Origin of the sequence: Microbulbifer hydrolyticus (genome assembly GCF_009931115.1) — a bacterium.
Lineage (GTDB): Bacteria > Pseudomonadota > Gammaproteobacteria > Pseudomonadales > Cellvibrionaceae > Microbulbifer > Microbulbifer hydrolyticus.
Genome location: NZ_CP047491.1, coordinates 983,035 through 1,001,255 on the forward strand (window position 1 = coordinate 983,035; position 18,221 = coordinate 1,001,255).

13 protein-coding genes are annotated in these 18,221 nt (G+C 54.7%); 9 read left to right on the plus strand and 4 right to left on the minus strand.

Annotated features, from left to right (window positions below):
- Positions 1 to 22: 22 nt before the first annotated feature.
- Both GTQ55_RS04155 and GTQ55_RS04160 read left to right on the plus strand, forming a co-directional pair.
- Positions 23 to 4,282, plus strand: coding sequence for a pilus assembly protein (locus GTQ55_RS04155; protein WP_161857600.1), 4,260 nt, complete (start codon positions 23 to 25; stop codon positions 4,280 to 4,282).
- A 30-nt stretch (positions 4,283 to 4,312) separates the two neighbouring features.
- Positions 4,313 to 4,729: a type IV pilin protein gene (locus tag GTQ55_RS04160; RefSeq protein ID WP_161857601.1), complete on the plus strand. Its 417-nt coding sequence runs from the start codon at positions 4,313 to 4,315 to the stop codon at positions 4,727 to 4,729.
- 98 nt (positions 4,730 to 4,827) lie between these two features.
- Here GTQ55_RS04160 and GTQ55_RS17870 read toward each other — a convergent pair whose 3' ends face one another.
- Positions 4,828 to 5,340, minus strand: coding sequence for a GspH/FimT family pseudopilin (locus GTQ55_RS17870; RefSeq protein ID WP_161860003.1), 513 nt, complete (start codon positions 5,338 to 5,340; stop codon positions 4,828 to 4,830).
- A 317-nt stretch (positions 5,341 to 5,657) separates the two neighbouring features.
- Here GTQ55_RS17870 and GTQ55_RS04170 point away from each other — a divergent pair, with 317 nt between their 5' ends.
- Genes GTQ55_RS04170 through GTQ55_RS04195 form a run of 6 tightly spaced genes read left to right on the plus strand, consistent with a single transcriptional unit; the run spans position 5,658 to position 12,248 of the window.
- Positions 5,658 to 6,200 (plus strand): GspH/FimT family pseudopilin, encoded by a 543-nt coding sequence (locus tag GTQ55_RS04170; protein ID WP_161860004.1) that lies wholly within the window; start codon positions 5,658 to 5,660, stop codon positions 6,198 to 6,200.
- Between the two features lie 14 nt (positions 6,201 to 6,214).
- Positions 6,215 to 6,640 carry a type IV pilus modification protein PilV gene (gene pilV, locus GTQ55_RS04175; protein ID WP_161857602.1) on the plus strand — a complete coding sequence of 142 codons (426 nt, stop codon included), beginning with the start codon at positions 6,215 to 6,217 and terminating at the stop codon, positions 6,638 to 6,640.
- 10 nt (positions 6,641 to 6,650) lie between these two features.
- Positions 6,651 to 7,745 carry a PilW family protein gene (locus tag GTQ55_RS04180; protein WP_161857603.1) on the plus strand — a complete coding sequence of 365 codons (1,095 nt, stop codon included), beginning with the start codon at positions 6,651 to 6,653 and terminating at the stop codon, positions 7,743 to 7,745.
- A 26-nt stretch (positions 7,746 to 7,771) separates the two neighbouring features.
- Positions 7,772 to 8,311, plus strand: a complete 540-nt coding sequence (locus GTQ55_RS04185; RefSeq protein ID WP_161857604.1) for a pilus assembly PilX family protein — start codon at positions 7,772 to 7,774, stop codon at positions 8,309 to 8,311.
- Between the two features lie 21 nt (positions 8,312 to 8,332).
- Positions 8,333 to 11,806, plus strand: a complete 3,474-nt coding sequence (locus GTQ55_RS04190; protein ID WP_161857605.1) for a pilus assembly protein — start codon at positions 8,333 to 8,335, stop codon at positions 11,804 to 11,806.
- Between the two features lie 22 nt (positions 11,807 to 11,828).
- Entirely contained in the window at positions 11,829 to 12,248 is a 420-nt protein-coding gene (locus GTQ55_RS04195) for a type IV pilin protein (RefSeq protein ID WP_161857606.1), read from the plus strand.
- 41 nt (positions 12,249 to 12,289) lie between these two features.
- On the opposite strand, the gene GTQ55_RS04200 is transcribed toward GTQ55_RS04195, so the two are convergent.
- Entirely contained in the window at positions 12,290 to 13,723 is a 1,434-nt protein-coding gene (locus GTQ55_RS04200) for a sigma-54-dependent transcriptional regulator (RefSeq protein ID WP_161857607.1), read from the minus strand.
- A 43-nt stretch (positions 13,724 to 13,766) separates the two neighbouring features.
- Positions 13,767 to 15,422 carry a sensor histidine kinase gene (locus tag GTQ55_RS04205; protein WP_161857608.1) on the minus strand — a complete coding sequence of 552 codons (1,656 nt, stop codon included), beginning with the start codon at positions 15,420 to 15,422 and terminating at the stop codon, positions 13,767 to 13,769.
- A gap of 113 nt (positions 15,423 to 15,535) precedes the next feature.
- On the opposite strand from GTQ55_RS04205, the gene GTQ55_RS04210 reads away from it, so the two are divergent.
- Positions 15,536 to 17,164, plus strand: coding sequence for an NAD+ synthase (locus GTQ55_RS04210; RefSeq protein ID WP_161857609.1), 1,629 nt, complete (start codon positions 15,536 to 15,538; stop codon positions 17,162 to 17,164).
- A gap of 103 nt (positions 17,165 to 17,267) precedes the next feature.
- Here GTQ55_RS04210 and GTQ55_RS04215 read toward each other — a convergent pair whose 3' ends face one another.
- Positions 17,268 to 18,212: an outer membrane protein assembly factor BamD gene (locus GTQ55_RS04215; RefSeq protein WP_161857610.1), complete on the minus strand. Its 945-nt coding sequence runs from the start codon at positions 18,210 to 18,212 to the stop codon at positions 17,268 to 17,270.
- Positions 18,213 to 18,221: the final 9 nt, after the last annotated feature.

Sequence of the window (18,221 nt, forward strand, 5' to 3'; positions counted from 1 at the left end):
GGTTGCGAAAGAGAGAATGAAAATGGAATACATTAAAAGAAACACCAAATTTCTGATGCATTTCGCCGCCGCCATTCTGAGTATTGGTGTGGCCCACAGTGCGCATTCCCTTGAGCTGGCACAGTCTCCGCTATTTCTGGCGCAGCCGGTCAAGCCGATTGTGATGCTGAATATGTCAAATGATCACCAGCTATATTTTAAAGCGTACGATGACTATACCGATCTGGACGAGGATGGGGTGGCTGATACCACCTACATGAACGACTATGAATATTATGGCTACTTCGATAGCCAGAAGTGCTACGCGTATGAGTCCGAGCGCTTTGTTCCGAAGGCCGTAACCACTGACCATTACTGCGATACCGTGGATGGAGACTGGAGCGGCAACTTTCTGAACTGGGCCACCATGACCCGTATGGATGCGGTCAGGAAAATTCTCTACGGCGGATATCGCTCCACCGATGGTGACGAGAATGGCGTTACCGTCCTGGAGCGCGCGTTTTTGCCCCAGGATGCCCACGCCTTTGCGAAATATTATAACGGCGTTGATATTGGCAAGCTGACAGCCCACAACTTTACCGGAGGCACAGAAAGTACCTCGGGTATTACCCTGTGTAATGCCACGAATAGCCACAGCTACGACGGCACCACTTCCGCTCTGTCCCAGAACAACACTCGTTCACCCAAGATTATGGTGGCGCAGGGAAACTACTCGCTTTGGGCCAGTAACGAGCGCTGGCAGTGTCGTTGGGGCCAAGGCAGTAACGGAAACGACGAGAATAGTGGCATTACTGCAAATGCCAGTGCCCCGAACCAAGAGGATGGTTTCCAGTACAAAGCGCGCGTCGAAGTGTGCAAGTCCGGGCTGCTCGAAGAAAACTGCCGCTCATACCCGGATGGAAACCTGAAGCCCGCGGGATTACTGCAGAAATATGGTGAAAAGGGCGAGATTCTGTTTGGCTTGATGACCGGGTCTTACGGAAAAAATAAATCGGGCGGTGTGCTGAGAAAAAACGTTGCCGATTTGAGCGATGAAGTGAACGTGAGCTCCGATGGTACATTTACTGGTGCGGCGGGCATTGTCAGCACATTGGACAAACTGCGTATCTATGGATATCAGTACAGTGGGTCGGGTCAGGATGGTGCCTACAATGATGGCGGCGCGGACAACTGCCCCTGGGCTCTGAATACCTTTACCGACGGTAACTGTTCAAACTGGGGGAACCCGCAGTCTGAAATCTACCTTGAATCTCTGCGCTACCTTGCCGGGAAAGCGAAAAACGACGATTTTGCCTCCAGCGACTCGGGCTATATTTCGGGCCTTGGTTCTCCCGAGTGGGTAGACCCCATTAGCAGTGATAACTACTGCGCTGCGCTGAATGTCATACAGTTCAATGCATCAAGCAGTTCATATGACGATGATTTCTCCAAAGCTTCTGAATTGAATGCGATCGGGAGCGTTGATACGTGGGTGAATAAGGTTGGTGCGGCAGAAGGCATCCACGGGAATGACTATTTCGTCGGTGCCAATGCGGCAGATTCGGACCTGCTTTGTACCGCCAAAACGGTTGCAAACCTGTCCGACGTGGCGGGCACCTGTCCCGATGCTCCCCGTCTTGGTGGCACTTATGATATTGCAGGCCTTGCATACTATGCGCGCAGCTCCAAAATTCGGACGGATCAGAACGTTGGCAATGTGACTACTTATGGTGTTGCACTTGCTCCCGCCTTACCAAAGGTATCCATTCCAGTTTCTGCTGATGGGAAGGCCGTAACGATTCTCCCTGCGTGTCGAAATAGCCAGGTTGGAGGAAACTGCGCGATTGTTGATTTCAAAATAATCGAGCAGTCAGCGGATGGTAAAACAGGAACCCTGTACGTAAATTGGGAAGATAGTGAGCAGGGCGGTGATTTTGACCAGGATATGTGGGGACTGATTAAGTACGTCGCATCATCGAGTGAAATCTCGGTTACGACCCAAGTGATGGCCCAGTCAACCGGGGATCCAATGGGGTTTGGCTACGTTATCAGCGGAACCACCAGGGACGGCTTCCATGCGCATTCCGGTATTAACGGATTCAGTTACACGCCGACAAATGTGCTCGACAAGGCATGTACCGCAGAGAGCGGCGGCAGTAACTGTAATTGCCGGCTTGGTGAAGGTTACGGAGGCAACGCCGGTTCCTGTAACTACAATCACGCTGATGCAAAGGCAACCACAGAAACTTACGTCATAGGCACGTCATCGGGTTCCTTGCTGGAGTCTCCGCTTTATTATGCCGCGAAGTGGGGCGGGTACAGTAATGACGATAATGGCAACCCTCCTTCGGAGGCTGAAATTGCGGCTGCTGCGCCGGATACCTATTTCTATGCTATTGATCCGTCGGAGCTGGAAGAGAGCCTGGGCAAGGCACTTGAGCAGGTGGCGGCAAGTGCCGGTTCTGCTTCGTCCGTTGCCACCAACTCCACCCGCCTTGGGGCAGATACCGTTATCTATCAGGCCCTGTTCAACAGTACAGACTGGAGCGGTGAGTTGAAGGCTCTGAGCCTGAACAGTGATGGCTCAGTCGGTGTCGCCAAATGGCGGTCAGATAACTCCAAGTTCGCCAGTGCCGCGACACGAAAAGTCTATTCGCATAACGGGCTCAGCGGGGTGGAGTTTAAATGGGGTGCTACTGCAACTGATGGGATCAGTGACGCTCAAAAGCTAAAGCTGATCGGTGACGACACTGCCGTTGAAGGTGCGGCCCGTTTGCAATGGGTGCGCGGTGCAGCTGTGCCCGGTCTCCGGGAAAGAGATAATATTCTTGGTGATATCGTCAACTCGAGCCCGGTGTTTGCGGGGCGCAAGAAATATAGCTTTCATCTGCTTTCCGAAGAACTGGGCGGGCTTGCTTATGAAGCCTATTACAACACCAGCAAGAAGAGCCGCCGTGAGGTTCTCTATGTGGGTGCAAATGATGGCATGCTGCATGCGTTTGATGCGGCTACCGGGGAGGAATTGTTTGCCTATGTTCCGGCCGGAATATACGAGAAGCTGAAAAAGCTGAGTGCGCCGGATTACGGGACCGCCAGCAATCCTCATACTTACTCGGTCGATGGCAAGCTTTTTGTAGGCGATGTCTACACCGACAGTGGCTGGAAAAACGTGCTGGTGGGTACCCTGGGTGCCGGTGGTAAAGGGTTGTTTGTGCTGGATATTACCAACCCGACCGCTTTTGATGAGTCGAAAGTGCTGCTGGACCTTACCGACCAGGATCTTTTGCCGTCTCATTTTGACGGTTTGGGAAATATCACCAGTGAGCCAGTCGTTGCACCGACAAAAAATGGTTGGAAGCTTATTTTTGGCAACGGCTATAACTCTACCGATGGCAAGGCAAGACTGTTTGCGGTCGATGTGCTAAATCCGACTGTCGATAATAGCGTGGTCATTCCTGTCAGTGACGCGGGGGCCAACGGCTTGGCTGGTCCTGCTTTGCTGCAAAATGGCAGCGGCGAGGTCATTACTGCTTACGCCGGTGATCTGCTGGGTAACATGTGGAAATTCGACCTGGATAATGCCCTGACATCGAAATGGGGGGTTGCCTACGAGGATGGCAACGGTGGCAATGCCGTTCCGGCGCCATTGTTTACCGCGGTCGACGCTGCAGGCAATGCACAGAAAATTACCGCGGCCCCGACTTTGGGCCTGAATGCCAAGATGGACAATGCCACCATGGTGTATTTTGGCACCGGAAGTTATCTGGCGAGCAGTGATAATTCGGCGGGAAGTGTTGTCAACAGCTTCTATGCAATCGCCGATCAGGGGGCGCCGGTGACTGGGCGAGACCAGCTATTCCAGAAAACCATATCTGCTGAGTCTGGTGGGCTGCGTGATGTGAGCAACAATACAGATACCAGCTGGTGGACCACGAAAAAGGGGTGGTACCTGGATCTTTCGTTCAATAATAGCGTGACCGGTGAGCGGGTGATCAGCAAGCCGTTGTTGATTTTTGATCGGCTGTTGTTCCCGACCATGATCACATCTTCCGACCCCTGTTCCTTCGGTGGCAGCGGCTGGCAGATGGAGCTCGTCGCTGTGGGTGACCGCTACGAGGGCCATTCAATCTTTGGCGAAGACGGTATTGAAGTGGATTACGCAGTGATCAGCTACTCGGAAGTGATTCGTGGTGGTGAGAAGGCCTATCTTCCAACCAGTAACATCAAGGGTGAGCTGGATGTCACCGAAGGGAGTTTCCCTTTGGAAGCGGTAGGGCGAATGTCGTGGCGTCAGTTACGATAAGCAGTTGATGCATTTTTGAGAGAGTGAATTATGAAAAGCCAGAAAGGTTTTACCCTCATCGAGCTGATGATCGTCGTTGCCATCATCGGCATTATTGCCGGTATTGCGTACCCTTCTTATATGGAATCGGTGCGTAAAAGCAACAGGGCGGACGCAAAGGCATCGCTGAATGATGTGGCCCAGCGGTTACAGCGTTGTTTTACCACCTACAACGCCTACAACAGCGCGAACTGTGCGGTTGCCGAATCCCTGAAGAACAGCGCAACGCTGGACTCCGGTGAGAGGCTGTATACCATCTCCGCGACTTTGGCGGCGACGACCTTCACCCTGAAAGCAGAGCCAGTTACAGGAAAGAGCCAGGCGGCAGACACCAAGTGTGGCAGCCTGACGCTCACCAATACCGGTGTGCGGAATGCCAGTGGTGCTCTCGGGGTCGAGTGCTGGTAACGCCACGACGCATTTTTCTGTATTTATACGACTAACCCGGCTTCTGCCGGGTTAGTCGCATTTAGGCCGTGTCGTGTGTGCATCGTACCTCGATGGCACTAGCAATCCTCCTCTGATACCGATATGACCCTGACCCGACCACTGCGAGCCAGAACCAGCTGGTAACCATCACCGCCGTTTTGCGGGCAAATGGTGAGTGTCCCCGCCTGAAAGCCGCCGCCACGGAGTGTGCCCGCAAAGCGGCTCTCCCCGCTTCCGATAAATGACACATAGTTGCTAAGGGGGGTGTTTGCGGACACTGTCACGCCTGTCAGTGGCCCTGCGGTCACTATTTGTGGCTCATCCGGATCGCGCTCGCCATCAAAATCGCGGTCATAAAAAACCTCCCAGCCTGAATGCCAGTGGCCAAGTTTTCGCAGAGTGGCTCTGCGATTACTGGAAATGGCTTTACTTCGGGTGAGCTGAATGGCTTGCAGTAGTGTATCTGCGGCCGTGCGGGCGCGACTGGCTGCCAACTGCTTCTGGAAACTCGGCACACCAATTGCCAGCAGAATGCCAAGAATGGTGACTGTGATGAGCAGCTCGATCAAAGTGAGACCGCGCGCGTGCATGATTCCTCCCTGAATGACCCTTTTGGGGGGGGGCGGCCGTCCTTGCTACCGTTGATTCCCCAAATTTATGCCGTTTGTCGGTTGTCGCCGCCGCTTTGCGCAGTGGCGTGATACGGTCGCTACGAAATTAGCATTGCGCCAATTTGTATCCAATAACGAATCAGGAAGTTTTGTTAGGAAGGTGAAATTGGCGCCCTTATTTGGAGTTCGCAAGTACCACTTCCGTTATATACCTGCTTTGAATGGTGTTTACGGACAGTAATATGCATCGCTATTGATACGGATTATCCATTGATGTTCCAAGGAGGAGGACAAACATGGGCTTTAGACAAAAGGGACTTACCCTCATCGAACTGATGGTGACACTGGCAGTACTCGCCATCGTCGCTTCCATCGCCATTCCGAATTTCCGCACTCTCATCAACAACAATCAATCTGTCGCTCTGGGTGAAGATCTGGCCGGGGCTCTGCACTATGCGCGCAGCGAAGCCGTCAAACGATCCGCAAGTGTCACCCTTTGTGGCAGTGCGGACGGTACGACCTGCAACGGCACCTGGACCGATCACTGGATCGTCATTGTGGATTCCGCAACGAGCGAAAGTGCACCACTACCTTTGGTGGGAGCGGTGCTGCGTCAATGGGAGCCGCCTGTTGATGGCGCAACGATTACCGCCAAGCGTGGCACTACCAATGTGGGGTTTGTGCGTTTCACTGGAAAAGGACTGTTGGCCGCGTCAGGCAGCGGTGCAATAGAGATAAATTCCAGCGTAAGCGGCTGCACTGCCAATTCCGGACGAACGGTAAAAATTGGTATCGCGGGTGTCCTTCGTGTCACCCATGGTTCCACCGGCTGTAGTTAAAGCGGGGTTTGGTGATGAAAAACCAACATGGCGCGGGCCTGATTGAAGTCCTCGTGACAGTACTCATTTTGGGTACCTCACTTCTCTCCTTGGCGGCACTGCAAAGTAAGTCGCTGCAATATAACCACAGTGCCTACCTGCGTTCCCAGGCAAATATTTTGGCCTATGACATTCTCGACAGGGTACGCATCAACCGCACGAATACCACCAGTTACTCACTTGGTGTAGCGGATGCCAAGCCGACCGGAACCACGCTGGCAGAGCAGGATATGAATCAGTGGCTAACCAATATTGAAACCATGCTGCCAGGTGCGGATGGCGGCATCGAGTGCGTAGCTGCCGCCAGCTTCTGCACCGTTACCATCGAATGGACGGAGCAGAATAGCTCTGGCCAAGCCAGCGAAGACGAAAGTCAGTTCGTCTACACCACCAGGCTGTGAGGAGTAGAGCATGAATATGAGAGCAGTGCATAGCCAGACAATACGCAGCAAGAAATTGGGCCTTCAAAAAGGTATCTCGCTGGTCGAGTTGATGATCTCCATCACCATCGGCCTGATCCTGATGACCGGTGTGGTTCAGCTTTTCCTTTCCAGCCGCGCCACCTTCTCCACCCAGCAAGCGCTGTCTCGTGTGCAGGAGAGTGGTCGCCTGGCAATGGAGTTTCTGTCGGAAGACATTCGCATGGCCGGCTACATGGGCTGCATGAGCCGAAACCTGAACTTTACCAACACCCTCAACAATGCCACTGATCTTGCGTACAACTTTGAAATTGGTATCGAGGGGCTGAACGACGTAGGCGCCACCGTTCCTGCAGGCTACCCAGCCAATATCGTGCAGGGCACGGATGTGCTGGTCGTGCGTGGAGGCACCGGTAACGGCGTGGATGTTGTTGCTGTAAACAACAACAGCAAAGTGTTTATAGAGGACACCGGCGTGACTGAATCCTGCGGATCTGGTCTGGATAGCTTCAGTGGTCTGTGTGAGCGGGATATTCTGGTGGTCTCCGATTGCTCGAAAGCGCGTGTATTCCAGGTATCGGATCTGGCTGAGGAAAGTGGTGTGGGTGTGAGTGTTGAGCACCTGGATGCGGGTACGAGCCCGGGTAATGCCGCGAATACCTGGGGAGGGGGGAGCATACCGGACGAAAACTTCGGTGACGATGCCGAAGTCATTGAGATGAATACCACTGTTTATTACATCTCCCTGGGCGTCAGTGGTCAGCCTGGTTTGTGGCAGGAAACCAATGGCGCCAATCCAATGGAGCTATTGGAAGGTGTTGAGAATATGCAGCTTACCTATGGACGCGATACATCGGGAGATGGCATTCCGGATAGCTACGTAGATGCCTCGGCACTAACTACCAGCGCAGATTGGGAACAGGTGGCCAGTGTAAGGGTGCAGCTACTGGTGCAAAGCACCGAAGATAACCTGCTGCAGGAAGCGCAGCCCTATACGTTCAATGGGGTTACCAACAGCGCACCCGCTGACCGTCGCCTGCGACAGGTATTTATAAATACCGTGGGTATTCGCAGCCGCCTGCCCTGATCGAAACATCAAGGATTGAGTCGATTATGAAAAAAATAACCAGCTTTAGCACGGTACAACGTCAGCAGGGGATGACCCTAATTGTTGGCTTGATCATGGTATTACTTATGACCATTGTCGGCATGGCGGCGATCCGCGGTAGCGGCATGCAGGAACTGATGGCGGGCAATATGCGCGACCGTAACCTGGCGTTCCAGTCTGCTGAAGCGGGTTTGCGCCAGGGCGAGGTGGTGCTTACCGGTGCGACCATCCCGGCGTTCGACGGTACTAGCACCGGTCTTGTCCAGGCCATCGATGGGTCCACCAGTACCGGCTTCTGGGATACGTATGGTTGGGACGCCAGCTCGGTGCGCACCACGCTGGGGGTCGAGTATGTGGCGAGTCAGCCGCAGTATGTGATCGAAGAAGTGAGCACAACCGCAATAATCAATTCGGCGGATGGCGGCGCGGTGGACTTTGCCAGCTCTCTAAAAATGGACGATACCGTTTTTTACCGAGTGACAAGCCGCGCAGAAGGCGGTACCGCGGATGCTGTTGTCATCCTGCAGTCCACATACAAACGCTGAGTCGGGCGGAGAAGATAGTTCATGATTAAGAAAGCGAAAGCTATAAAGTTCTGCAGTAGGGTGTTGGCAAGTCTTTTGAGCCTTGGGGTAACCCACAGTGCGGCCTCTCTAGATTTGGCCCAGAGCCCGCTGTTCCTCAGTAACGGCGCGTCGCCGAATGTGATGTTTGTGATCGACGATTCGGGTTCCATGAATTGGGAAATTACCCCGGAGCAGTACCGGGATGGCGGTAATGGCACCGAAGCCAATTACATTTTTCCGCGTGCCAACCTAATTTACGGCACGGGTGATTACGCCAACAACATCCCAACGGTCGATGACACTGATGCCTACGCCGCGCTGACCCGCTCGCCGCAAATTAACAAGAGTTACTACAACCCTTCGAATACCTATACGCCTTGGGTGAAGCACGACGGTACGCTTTATCCCAATGCGAATCCTGAGTGTGCCTGGCACAACCCGGAGAATACCGGTACCTGTCCCAGCGTCGACGAGTCGGTCAATGCGAATGCGCGTAATTTGAAGGTCGAAAACGGTAATTACAACACCAACAACTGGCTCAGCTGTACCGAGAATAACGCCACCTCCGTAACCTGTACTGCGTCTGCCGACAGCGAGACATTCTGGCCGGCACGCTATTACTGGCACGACGGCGGTAGCGAATGGGATCGAGACAACTATACAAAAACTGACATCAGGTCTGGTTCCGACTATAGCGGCCACGACCGCAGCAAGCGCAGTGACTGTGATAACGGAATCTGTACCTATGCGCAGGAAATCCAGAATTTTGCCAACTGGTACACCTATTATCGGTCCCGCACCCTCGCAGCGCGTGCAGGAATCGGGCGTGCCTTCGCAGAGCAGGGTGAGGACATACGTGTGGGCTTTGGTGCTATCAACAAGGGGGATGCCGACGTTGATGGTATCAATGCCAGAACGATCGTAAGCGGTGTGCGTGATTTTAGTGGCACCAGTCGAGAGAGTTTCTTCAGCGAACTCTACACCCGAGGCGTTTCTACATCGGGTACGCCGCTGCGGCGCGCGTTGGACGATGCCGGGCAGTATTTCTCACGCACCGACAACAAGGGGCCCTGGGGTGCGGACCCGGGAGTCGAGGACACCACCGCGCATCTTGCCTGCCGAGCCAGCTACACCATCCTGATGACCGATGGCTATTGGAGCGATGGCCAGGCCAGTACGGCGGATGCGCGGGCCAATGTGGATAACGCCACCGGAACCCAAATTACGGGTCCGGATGGCCAATCCTATACCTATAGTGCTGTTTCCCCATTTACAGATGCACACAGTAACACACTGGCAGATGTGGCCATGTACTACTGGAAGAATGATTTGCGCACCGATCTGGTTAACCAGGTACCGGTGAAAGATGACAATATCAACCCGGCATTCTGGCAACATATGGTGACCTTTGGGGTCGGCCTCGGCGTTACCGGCTCCATAGATAAGGAGGCGGCGTTTGATGCGATCAATGATAGTGGCATCACGATTGCCTGGCCGGATCCGAGTAATAGCAATTCTGCAAAGGTCGATGACCTCTTGCACGCTGCGGTAAATAGTCGCGGTGGTTTTTTTAGTGCTGCGGATCCACAGAAATTCTCCAGTGAGTTGTCGAACGTGCTTGAAAATATCCTGGGGCGCTCTGATGGCGCCGCCTCGTCGGTGGCAACCAACTCAACGCGCCTGGGAACAGACACCGTGGTCTATCAGGCCCTATTTAACAGCACTGACTGGAGCGGTGAACTGAAGGCGGTCAACCTGAACAGTGACGGCACAGTAGGTACTGAAAAATGGTCAACAGACACTGCAAGCTTTGCCAGTGCCGCAACACGAGATATCTACACCCACAATGGATCGTCAGGTGTCCCCTTTGCCTGGGGCGCGACTGCAGCCGATGGTATCAGTGACGCGCAGAAAGCCGACCTAACAGGCGCTGATACGGCAGTAGAAGGCGCAAACCGCTTACTTTGGGTTAGAGGTGCAGAGGTTGCTGGTCTGCGAGACCGACAGTCACTGCTCGGGGATATTGTCAACTCGAGTCCGGTATTTGCCGGCCGCAAAAAACAGAATTTCCACTTGTTATCCGATGCGTTAGGCGGCCACAAGTACACTGATTATTACAATACTTCTAAGAAAAACCGTCGCGAAGTACTTTATGTAAATGCCAATGATGGCATGCTGCACGCATTTGATGCGGCAACAGGGGAAGAGCTCTTCGCTTATGTACCTGCGGGTGTTTATGAAAAACTGCGCAAGCTCAGTGCCACAGATTATGGAGAAAGCAGTAACTCTCACACCTATATCGTTGATGGCCCACTATTCGTTGGTGATGCTTATATCAACGGTAGCTGGAAAAATGTTCTCGTTGGTACGCTTGGCGCGGGGGGCAAAGGGATATTCGCACTGGATGTAACCAATCCTGATAGCTTTGATGAAAACGATGTCCTGTTTGACTTTACCGATGAAGACCTCTATTCCGGTGATCTGGCCAAGCTTGGCAATATCACCAATGAGCCGATAATTGGACCCACCAATAGCGGTTGGAGGCTGTTCTTTGGTAACGGTTATAACTCCACAGGGGGTAATGCACATCTCTTTGCGGTGAGTCTCGATAACCCTATTGGTGGAACCAAGGTTATTTCCGCAGGCAGTGCGAGCGAGAATGGTTTGTCCGGGCCGGCACTGCTGCCGAGTGGCACAGGGGAGGTCGTTTCAGCTTACGCCGGGGACCTGCTTGGTAATCTGTGGGCGTTTGATATCTCGGCAGGTAGCAGTGATAACTGGGATGTGGCCTACAGTACAGCTGATGTGCCCGAGCCTCTATTCACTGCTGTGGATCCCAACAATAAAGTACAGCCGATTACGTCAATTCCCACTTTGGGATTGAATTCGGAAATGAACAACGCAGTCATGGTGTACTTCGGTACCGGTAGTTATCTGTCCAGTACAGATAACAGTGCCGGCGATACGATCAATAGCTTTTATGCTATTGCCGACACCGGCACGAACTTAACCGGTCGTGGACAACTTTTTGCGAAAACCATCAGCTCTGAAACAGATGGTCGCCGAGTTGTTGATGGAAATGCCGCCACTGCCTGGTGGACCGACAAGAAAGGTTGGTACCTGGATTTCACTTTTAACAGCAGCGTGACCGGTGAGCGTATTATCAGCAAACCATTACTTATATATGATCGCCTGCTCTTCCCAACGTTGATTACCTCCTCGGATCCATGTGCTTTCGGTGGCAGTGGCTGGCTGATGGAGCTGGTTGCGGTGGGCAACAAGTATCAAGGCCACTCCATTTTCGGTGAGGATGGCGAGGAAGTGGATTATGCGGTAATTGGCTACTCTGGTACCGTGCAGGATGGTGACAAAATATTGCTCCCCACCAACAATATTAAAGGGGAGCTGAATGTTCCGGAGGGGGATGCCCCGGTAGATGCCACAGGCCGTATGTCCTGGCGTCAACTGCGTTAACTCAATAGGCAAAGGGTAAGCGATGAAAAGTCAAAAAGGGTTTACGCTGATCGAACTTATGATCGTGGTGGCAATCATCGGTATTATTGCCGGGATTGCCTACCCATCGTATATGGAGTCCGTGCGAAAGAGCAATCGTGCGGACGCAAAGGCCAGTCTGAACGATGTCGCTCAGCGGCTGCAACGTTGCTATACCGTGTACAACAAATACGATAACTTTGTAGACTGTTCGGTTGCCAAAACGTTGGAAAATGGGACCATTGCCTCCGGTGAGCAGATGTATTCGATCAGCGCAGCGACTCTGAGTGCAACAGTGTTCGCGCTAGAAGCTGCACCAGTGAACGGTACGACCCAGGCGTCGGATGCGAAGTGCGGCACGCTTAAACTATCCAGTACGGGTGTGAAGGATGCTTCCGGGCCATTGGGGGCAAGTTGCTGGTAATCGACAATTTTTTAGCTTCGAATAACCCGGCCTGAGCCGGGTTATTCGTTTTCTAGCCCGAGCTTTTTCAAGCGGTAACGTAGAGATCGAAAGCTGATCCCGAGTTTTTCCGCGGCAGCAGTGCGGTTCCAGTCGGTTTTATCGAGCGCATCTTCAATAGCGGTGCGCTCAATGGTTTGCAGGAATTCGTCCAGAGTGGAGTAATCGGAAGCGGAAAACTGACCGGGATAAGCACCGGGCCCGCATTCCGTCAATGGCGTTAGTTGTGGTAGCGGATTACTTGAGTTTTGCTGCTTTGCCACCTCCGGCGGTCCGGGCATAGGTGCGGGTTGATCCCTGGGGATAAGCAGGTCGGCGGCATACAGTGTGTTCCGCTCGCAAAGCGTGACTGCCCGCTCGAGAATGTTTTCGAGTTCCAGAAGGTTTCCGGGGAACGAATAGGCCTGGAGTGCGGTTATTGCGTCCTGGGATGCCTTCGGAATTGCTCCTCTTTGATCGGCAGAAATTTTTCGCAGGGTATTACGAACCAGCAAGGGGATATCGTCGTGCCGCTGTCGAAGCGGGGGCGCGTGCAGTTCAATGACATTGATTCGGTAGTATAGATCGCTGTGGAAGCGTCCGGCGCGGACCTCCTCGATCAAGGGGGTCTGGCTGGCACTGAGAATGCGGATATCCAGGTCGTGCACGACGTCGCCGCCTGTGGAGGAAATCGCTTTATCCTGAATGATTTGTAGGAGCTTTACTTGTGTTTCGGGCGGGAGGCAGGAAATTTCGTCGAGAAACAGGGTCCCACCGTTCGCGGCGAGTACAAGACCGGCGCTCAAGCTGTTTGTATCGCTTCGTCCGAATAATGTTTCTTCTATACTGCCTGCCGGGATAGTCGCGCAGTACATGGGGATAAAGGGTTTGTCCGAGCGGGGGCTTTGTTCGTGAATAGTGCGCGCCGTCAATTCCTTGCCAGTACCTGCTTCACCGATGATGTGTGCAGGTGCTTCGCTGCGGGCAATTTTTTCGATCTGAGACCGCAGTTTTTGAATGGGTTCCGAGGGGCCCTGGAGCAGCGGAGGAAATTCCTGTTGCTCGATATGACGACCTTCATTCAGGCGAAGCGCTAATTGCACGAGGCTACGCAGGCGCTCAAGGTTGACGGGTTTGCTCACGAAATCAAACGCGCCAAGCTTGAGTGCCGTAATGGCAGTGTCCATATTTCCGTGCGCGGTAATCACTGCGATGGGGAGCGACCGCTCCGCGGGGAAGTCCTGAACTTTCTCTACGATCTCAAGTCCCTCGCCATCCGGCAGCCGCATATCCGTCAGGCAGAAATCGTAGCACTTTTCGCTGAGGCGTCGCTTCGCTTCCGCTACCGACATGGCGACGTCCGCCTTGACGTCCATCCTGCGTAGCGTCATTGATATCAAATCGCAGATATCGGGTTCGTCATCGACGATCAGAGCAATAGGTTGACGGTCAGGCATGTCGTTCTAAGTTTATTTTTGTTGGTTGGGTCAGAATTGAGAGTCAAAAAACCTGTTCTGCACAAGCAAATTCTACTCTGAAGCAGCTGCGTTTGTCTTGGCTCCGGCAGTAGTAGAGGGTGGCCCGTGTGGACTCACACAGCTCCCGGGCTATATACAGGCCAAGGCCGGCGCCCGCAGACTCGGTGGTGAAAAAGGGTTCGAAAATCTGGTCTTTGTGTTCCTCCGCAACGCCGTCCCCCAGGTCCAGTATGTCGAGCCGTGCACATTGTCTGTCTTCCACATAACTTACAGACAGCTCGACTTCGGGGCTGCCGGTTGCCTGACGCGAATGCCTGATGGCGTTATTGCACAGATTGGTGACGACCTGCGACATCTGGCTCGGGTCAAAGCGTGCCAGCACTGGCGTCGAGGGCAGGGAGTGTTTTATGACGGTGTCTGCTGTTACAGTCGCGGTGTAGTCTTTCAGGAATTCTACAGTCCAGTGGCGCAGGTCCAGCAGTTGCGGCTCCGGTGGTTTGCGTCGGGAAAGCTGCAGTACGTTTTCCACAATCTGGTTTACGCGTTGGCTGTGCCTGCTGATGATCTCTGTTAACTGGCGATCCTCCAGGGTAATGGAATTGGATTCGGCCAGGAGCTGGGCGGCATGGGCGATGGCACCGAGGGGGTTGCGCACTTCGTGTGCAATGGAGCCGGTGAGACGTCCGAGAGAAGCGAGCTTCAGTTGCTGGGCTTGCTGAGCCAACCTGCGGTTGTCCTCAAGAAATACCAGTGAACTGTTACTGGCGTTATTCGTTAGAGTGGTGACACTTGCGCGGAGCTCGGTTTGCCCGGCGCCCCGGATGATGCCACTGCGAGTGTTACCCTGTTTCTGCAGTTTCTCCAGAGTTTCGCGAAAAGCCGGACTCAGACTTTCTTTGTTTGCAGGTTTAACCCCGAGCAGCTGTTGTGCCGCGCGGTTGATCAGCGTTGGCCGGTGTTCATTATCCAGAACAAGGACACCGGTCCGCATTTGCGCCACGATCTGTTGGGTAAGCCGCTGCAGATGCGCTGCCTGCCTGCGCTCCTGCTCGGCTTTCCGGTTCGCAATCTGAATATGCGCGGACAGCGTTTGCAGCGCAGTGACAGAGGTGAACAGCAGGATTCCGAGGCTGCCGGCAGAGACGATATCCTGGGTATCCGCCTGACCACTGAGCAGCCCAAACAGTTGTTGCGCAATCACCCCGATACTGGCAATGGCGGCAAGGAACGCCCCCATACGGCGATCCAGCAGCAGTGAGCCCACGGCACAGGTGGTCAGCATCAGATAGCCGACCCCGGAGTTGAGCCCGCCGCTGGCCTGGATCAACAGGAGAAATGCCAGGATATCGCAGCCCAGAATACTGCCGATGCGCAGTGGGGTTGTGTGAAAGCGGCTTGGGTAGAGGTAGAGCAGCCATGCGATATTCAGGATCGCATAGGTAATCGCGGTGTTCAGGTACAGCGCGGGGTACAGCGTTCCTACGGCGCCGCTTGTGATTCCGGAGGTGAACAGCCCCAAAAGCACCAGCGCGATGGCAACCCGGTACCAGGCGTAGATCTTGAGCAGATCCCGCTGTCGCAGGCGTGGACGAAGGAGGTCCGTGTGGTGCGCGGGCTGTGGCTGCTCTGGTGTGCTATCGCGGGGTATCGCAGCATCGGATACGGTCTGGCTGCTCACTTTTTATTCTCATTGTGCAGGTAAGTGACGAAGCATACGGCCGGTACCGGACAGATGTTGTACGTCCGGGTGGCGTGGCTACAATAGCCGCCTCAATTTAATGGGAAATAGAGATGTCTACTTTGCAGCTAGTACTGGCGCAAATCAATCTAATGGTCGGGGATATTCACGGCAATACCGACCAGGTGGTCGAAGTCGCGCGAAGAGCCCATCGCGAACACGGGGCGGACCTGGTGCTGTTTCCGGAGTTGACCCTGTGTGGATACCCGCCTGAAGACCTGCTGCTGCGTCCGAGTATGCAGAAGCGTATTGATGCCGCCCTGGTTGAGCTCAAGCAGGCCGGGCTCCCCTGCGCCGTACTGGTGGGGTATCCGCGCGTGATTGCGGGTACCGTATTGAACATGGCCGGGCTGATCCAGGACGGCGAGTTGGTCGCGGAGTATGCCAAGCAGAAGCTGCCCAACTATCAGGTGTTCGACGAATTGCGCTACTTCGTGCCCGGTGAACAGCCCTGTGTGATAGACATCAACGGTATCCCCACGGCAATCACTATCTGCGAAGACATCTGGCACCCGGAACCGGTCGTGCAGGCCGAGCGTGCGGGGGCCAGGCTGATGCTGAACATCAACGCGTCGCCGTTTCATCGCGGCAAGGCCCAGGAGCGCCTCGACCTGCTCGCGCGCCAGGCGCAGGCAGGCAAAATGCCCATCGTGTATGTGAACTCGGTGGGCGGTCAGGATGAACTGGTATTCGATGGTGGTTCATTCGCTGTGGACCGCAATGGTGAGTTGCGTGCGCGCGCGCCGGAGTTTGTGGAGAGCCTGTTGCCGGTGACCGTCGAGGCCGATGGAGACCAGGTAACCCTGGCGCAGGGCAGCGATGCCAAACCCCTGGATGGGCTGGCATCGGTCTACCAGGCGCTGGTGCTTGGGGTGCGGGATTATGTCAACAAGAATGGCTTCAAGGGCGTCGTGCTGGGCCTGTCTGGCGGTATCGATTCGGCGCTGACCCTCGCGGTGGCGGTAGATGCACTTGGGCCGGATCGGGTAGAGGCGGTGATGATGCCGTTTCGTTACACCTCTGACCTGTCCAAAAACGACGCCGCCGACCAGGCCAAACGACTGGGGATCCACTACCGGGTGATCGGTATCGAGGGGATTTTTGATGCCTCCATGAAGGCCCTGGAAAGCGAGTTTGCCGGCAGTGAACGCGACACCACCGAAGAAAACCTGCAGGCGCGCGCGCGCGGCATGCTGCTGATGGCCATCTCCAACAAGAAAGGTTTTATGGTGCTGACGACCGGCAACAAAAGTGAGATGTCGGTTGGGTATGCCACGCTTTACGGGGATATGGTGGGCGGGTTCAATGCGCTCAAGGATGTACCCAAGATTCTCGTGTATGAGCTTTCCCGCTATCGCAACACCGTCTCACCCGTTATTCCCGAGACCGTGATTACCCGTGAACCCAGCGCAGAGCTGGCCCCTGACCAGGTGGACTCTGACAGCCTGCCGCCGTACGACGTGCTGGACGAGATTCTGCGGCTGTATATCGATGAGGACCATAGTGCTGCGTACATCATCGGCAAAGGCTTTGATGAAGCGACCGTGATGCGTGTGGTGCGGCTGGTGGATCGCAACGAATACAAGCGCCGCCAGGCCGCAGTGGGTGTGCGTATATCGGAGCGTGGCTTCGGGCGCGACCGGCGTTATCCGATCACCAATGGCTGGAAGGCGGGGGAGTAGTAAGCCTGCCTTGATGCCCGTTTAAAACCCGTTTAAAAAAGGCCCCGCTGTTGCCAGCGGGGCCTTTTTTGTTTCATGTTTGTTTCATGCGCTAGCGCTGTTTTCAAAGCTCCGGCGGTAGCGGAGCTTCTTCCGGGCGGTACTCGGCGTTATACAGCTCGCGGCTGTCGAAACCGCGTGGGTCGGATTTCTCGAACAGGCCCAGGGTAATGCGGTGGATAAAGCTGCGGCCACTGGCTCCTGCGTAGTATTTGTAGTTGAAGGTGCCGTCGTCCCGGAACGCCGGGTGGTGCGGATAGTTGGTGCGCAGCACCGCCAGCGAGGTCGACTCAAGTTGCGGCATCTCCAGCAGGTGGTAGGACTGCACCATTACTGCCAGAGCATCCGGCACCGCCGGTGTCTGCTGGAAGTTTTCCACTACGTAGCGGCCTCGGTTGGCTGCGGCCAGGTAGGCGTTGCGCTTGAAGTAGTAGTTGGCCACATGGATCTCGTAGCGTGCCAGCAGGTTGCGCAGGTGGATCATGCGTTTTTGCGCATCCGGGGCATAGCGACTGTCGGGATAGCGCGCCATCAGCTGGGAAAAATAGGCAAACGACTCGCGCGCGGAACCCGGGTCGCGGCGGGTCATGTCCGTGGGCAGAAAGCGCTCAAATAGCCCGCTGCCTTCGGTAAATGACGCCAGGCCTTTCATGTAGTAGGCGTAATCCACATTGCGATGCTGCGGGTGCAGGCGGATGAAGCGGTCCGCCGCAGAGATGGCCGCATCATTCTGATAATCACGATAATAGGCGTAGATCAGCTCCAGTTGGGCCTGTTCGGCGTAGTTGCCGAAGGGAAAGTTGTCTTCCAGAGCCCGCAGGTTCTTGATCGCCAGCTCCCACTGGCTGGATTTGAGCTGCCGCTGGGCCGCTTCATAGAAAGCCTGCTCGGTGCGGTTTCCGGAGGGCAGTCCCTCTTCCTCTTCGTCCGTGCTGGCGCACGAGGCCACCAAAACGGCCAGTATTGCCAGTAATAGCGTTTTCCAGGCCTGTCTATTACAAGACCACATCGCCCCTCG

Bases quoted from the DNA above. Each gene is read 5' to 3' on its own strand.
- pilV (WP_161857602.1), top strand. From the start codon at position 6,215: ATGAAAAACCAACATGGCGCGGGCCTGATTGAAGTCCTCGTGACAGTA.
- GTQ55_RS04180 (WP_161857603.1), top strand. From the start codon at position 6,651: ATGAATATGAGAGCAGTGCATAGCCAGACAATACGCAGCAAGAAATTG.
- GTQ55_RS04215 (WP_161857610.1), bottom strand. From the start codon at position 18,212: ATGTGGTCTTGTAATAGACAGGCCTGGAAAACGCTATTACTGGCAATA.
- GTQ55_RS04160 (WP_161857601.1), top strand. From the start codon at position 4,313: ATGAAAAGCCAGAAAGGTTTTACCCTCATCGAGCTGATGATCGTCGTT.
- GTQ55_RS04200 (WP_161857607.1), bottom strand. From the start codon at position 13,723: ATGCCTGACCGTCAACCTATTGCTCTGATCGTCGATGACGAACCCGAT.
- GTQ55_RS04195 (WP_161857606.1), top strand. From the start codon at position 11,829: ATGAAAAGTCAAAAAGGGTTTACGCTGATCGAACTTATGATCGTGGTG.
- GTQ55_RS04210 (WP_161857609.1), top strand. From the start codon at position 15,536: ATGTCTACTTTGCAGCTAGTACTGGCGCAAATCAATCTAATGGTCGGG.
- GTQ55_RS17870 (WP_161860003.1), bottom strand. From the start codon at position 5,340: ATGCACGCGCGCGGTCTCACTTTGATCGAGCTGCTCATCACAGTCACC.
- GTQ55_RS04155 (WP_161857600.1), top strand. From the start codon at position 23: ATGGAATACATTAAAAGAAACACCAAATTTCTGATGCATTTCGCCGCC.
- GTQ55_RS04170 (WP_161860004.1), top strand. From the start codon at position 5,658: ATGGGCTTTAGACAAAAGGGACTTACCCTCATCGAACTGATGGTGACA.
- GTQ55_RS04190 (WP_161857605.1), top strand. From the start codon at position 8,333: ATGATTAAGAAAGCGAAAGCTATAAAGTTCTGCAGTAGGGTGTTGGCA.
- GTQ55_RS04185 (WP_161857604.1), top strand. From the start codon at position 7,772: ATGAAAAAAATAACCAGCTTTAGCACGGTACAACGTCAGCAGGGGATG.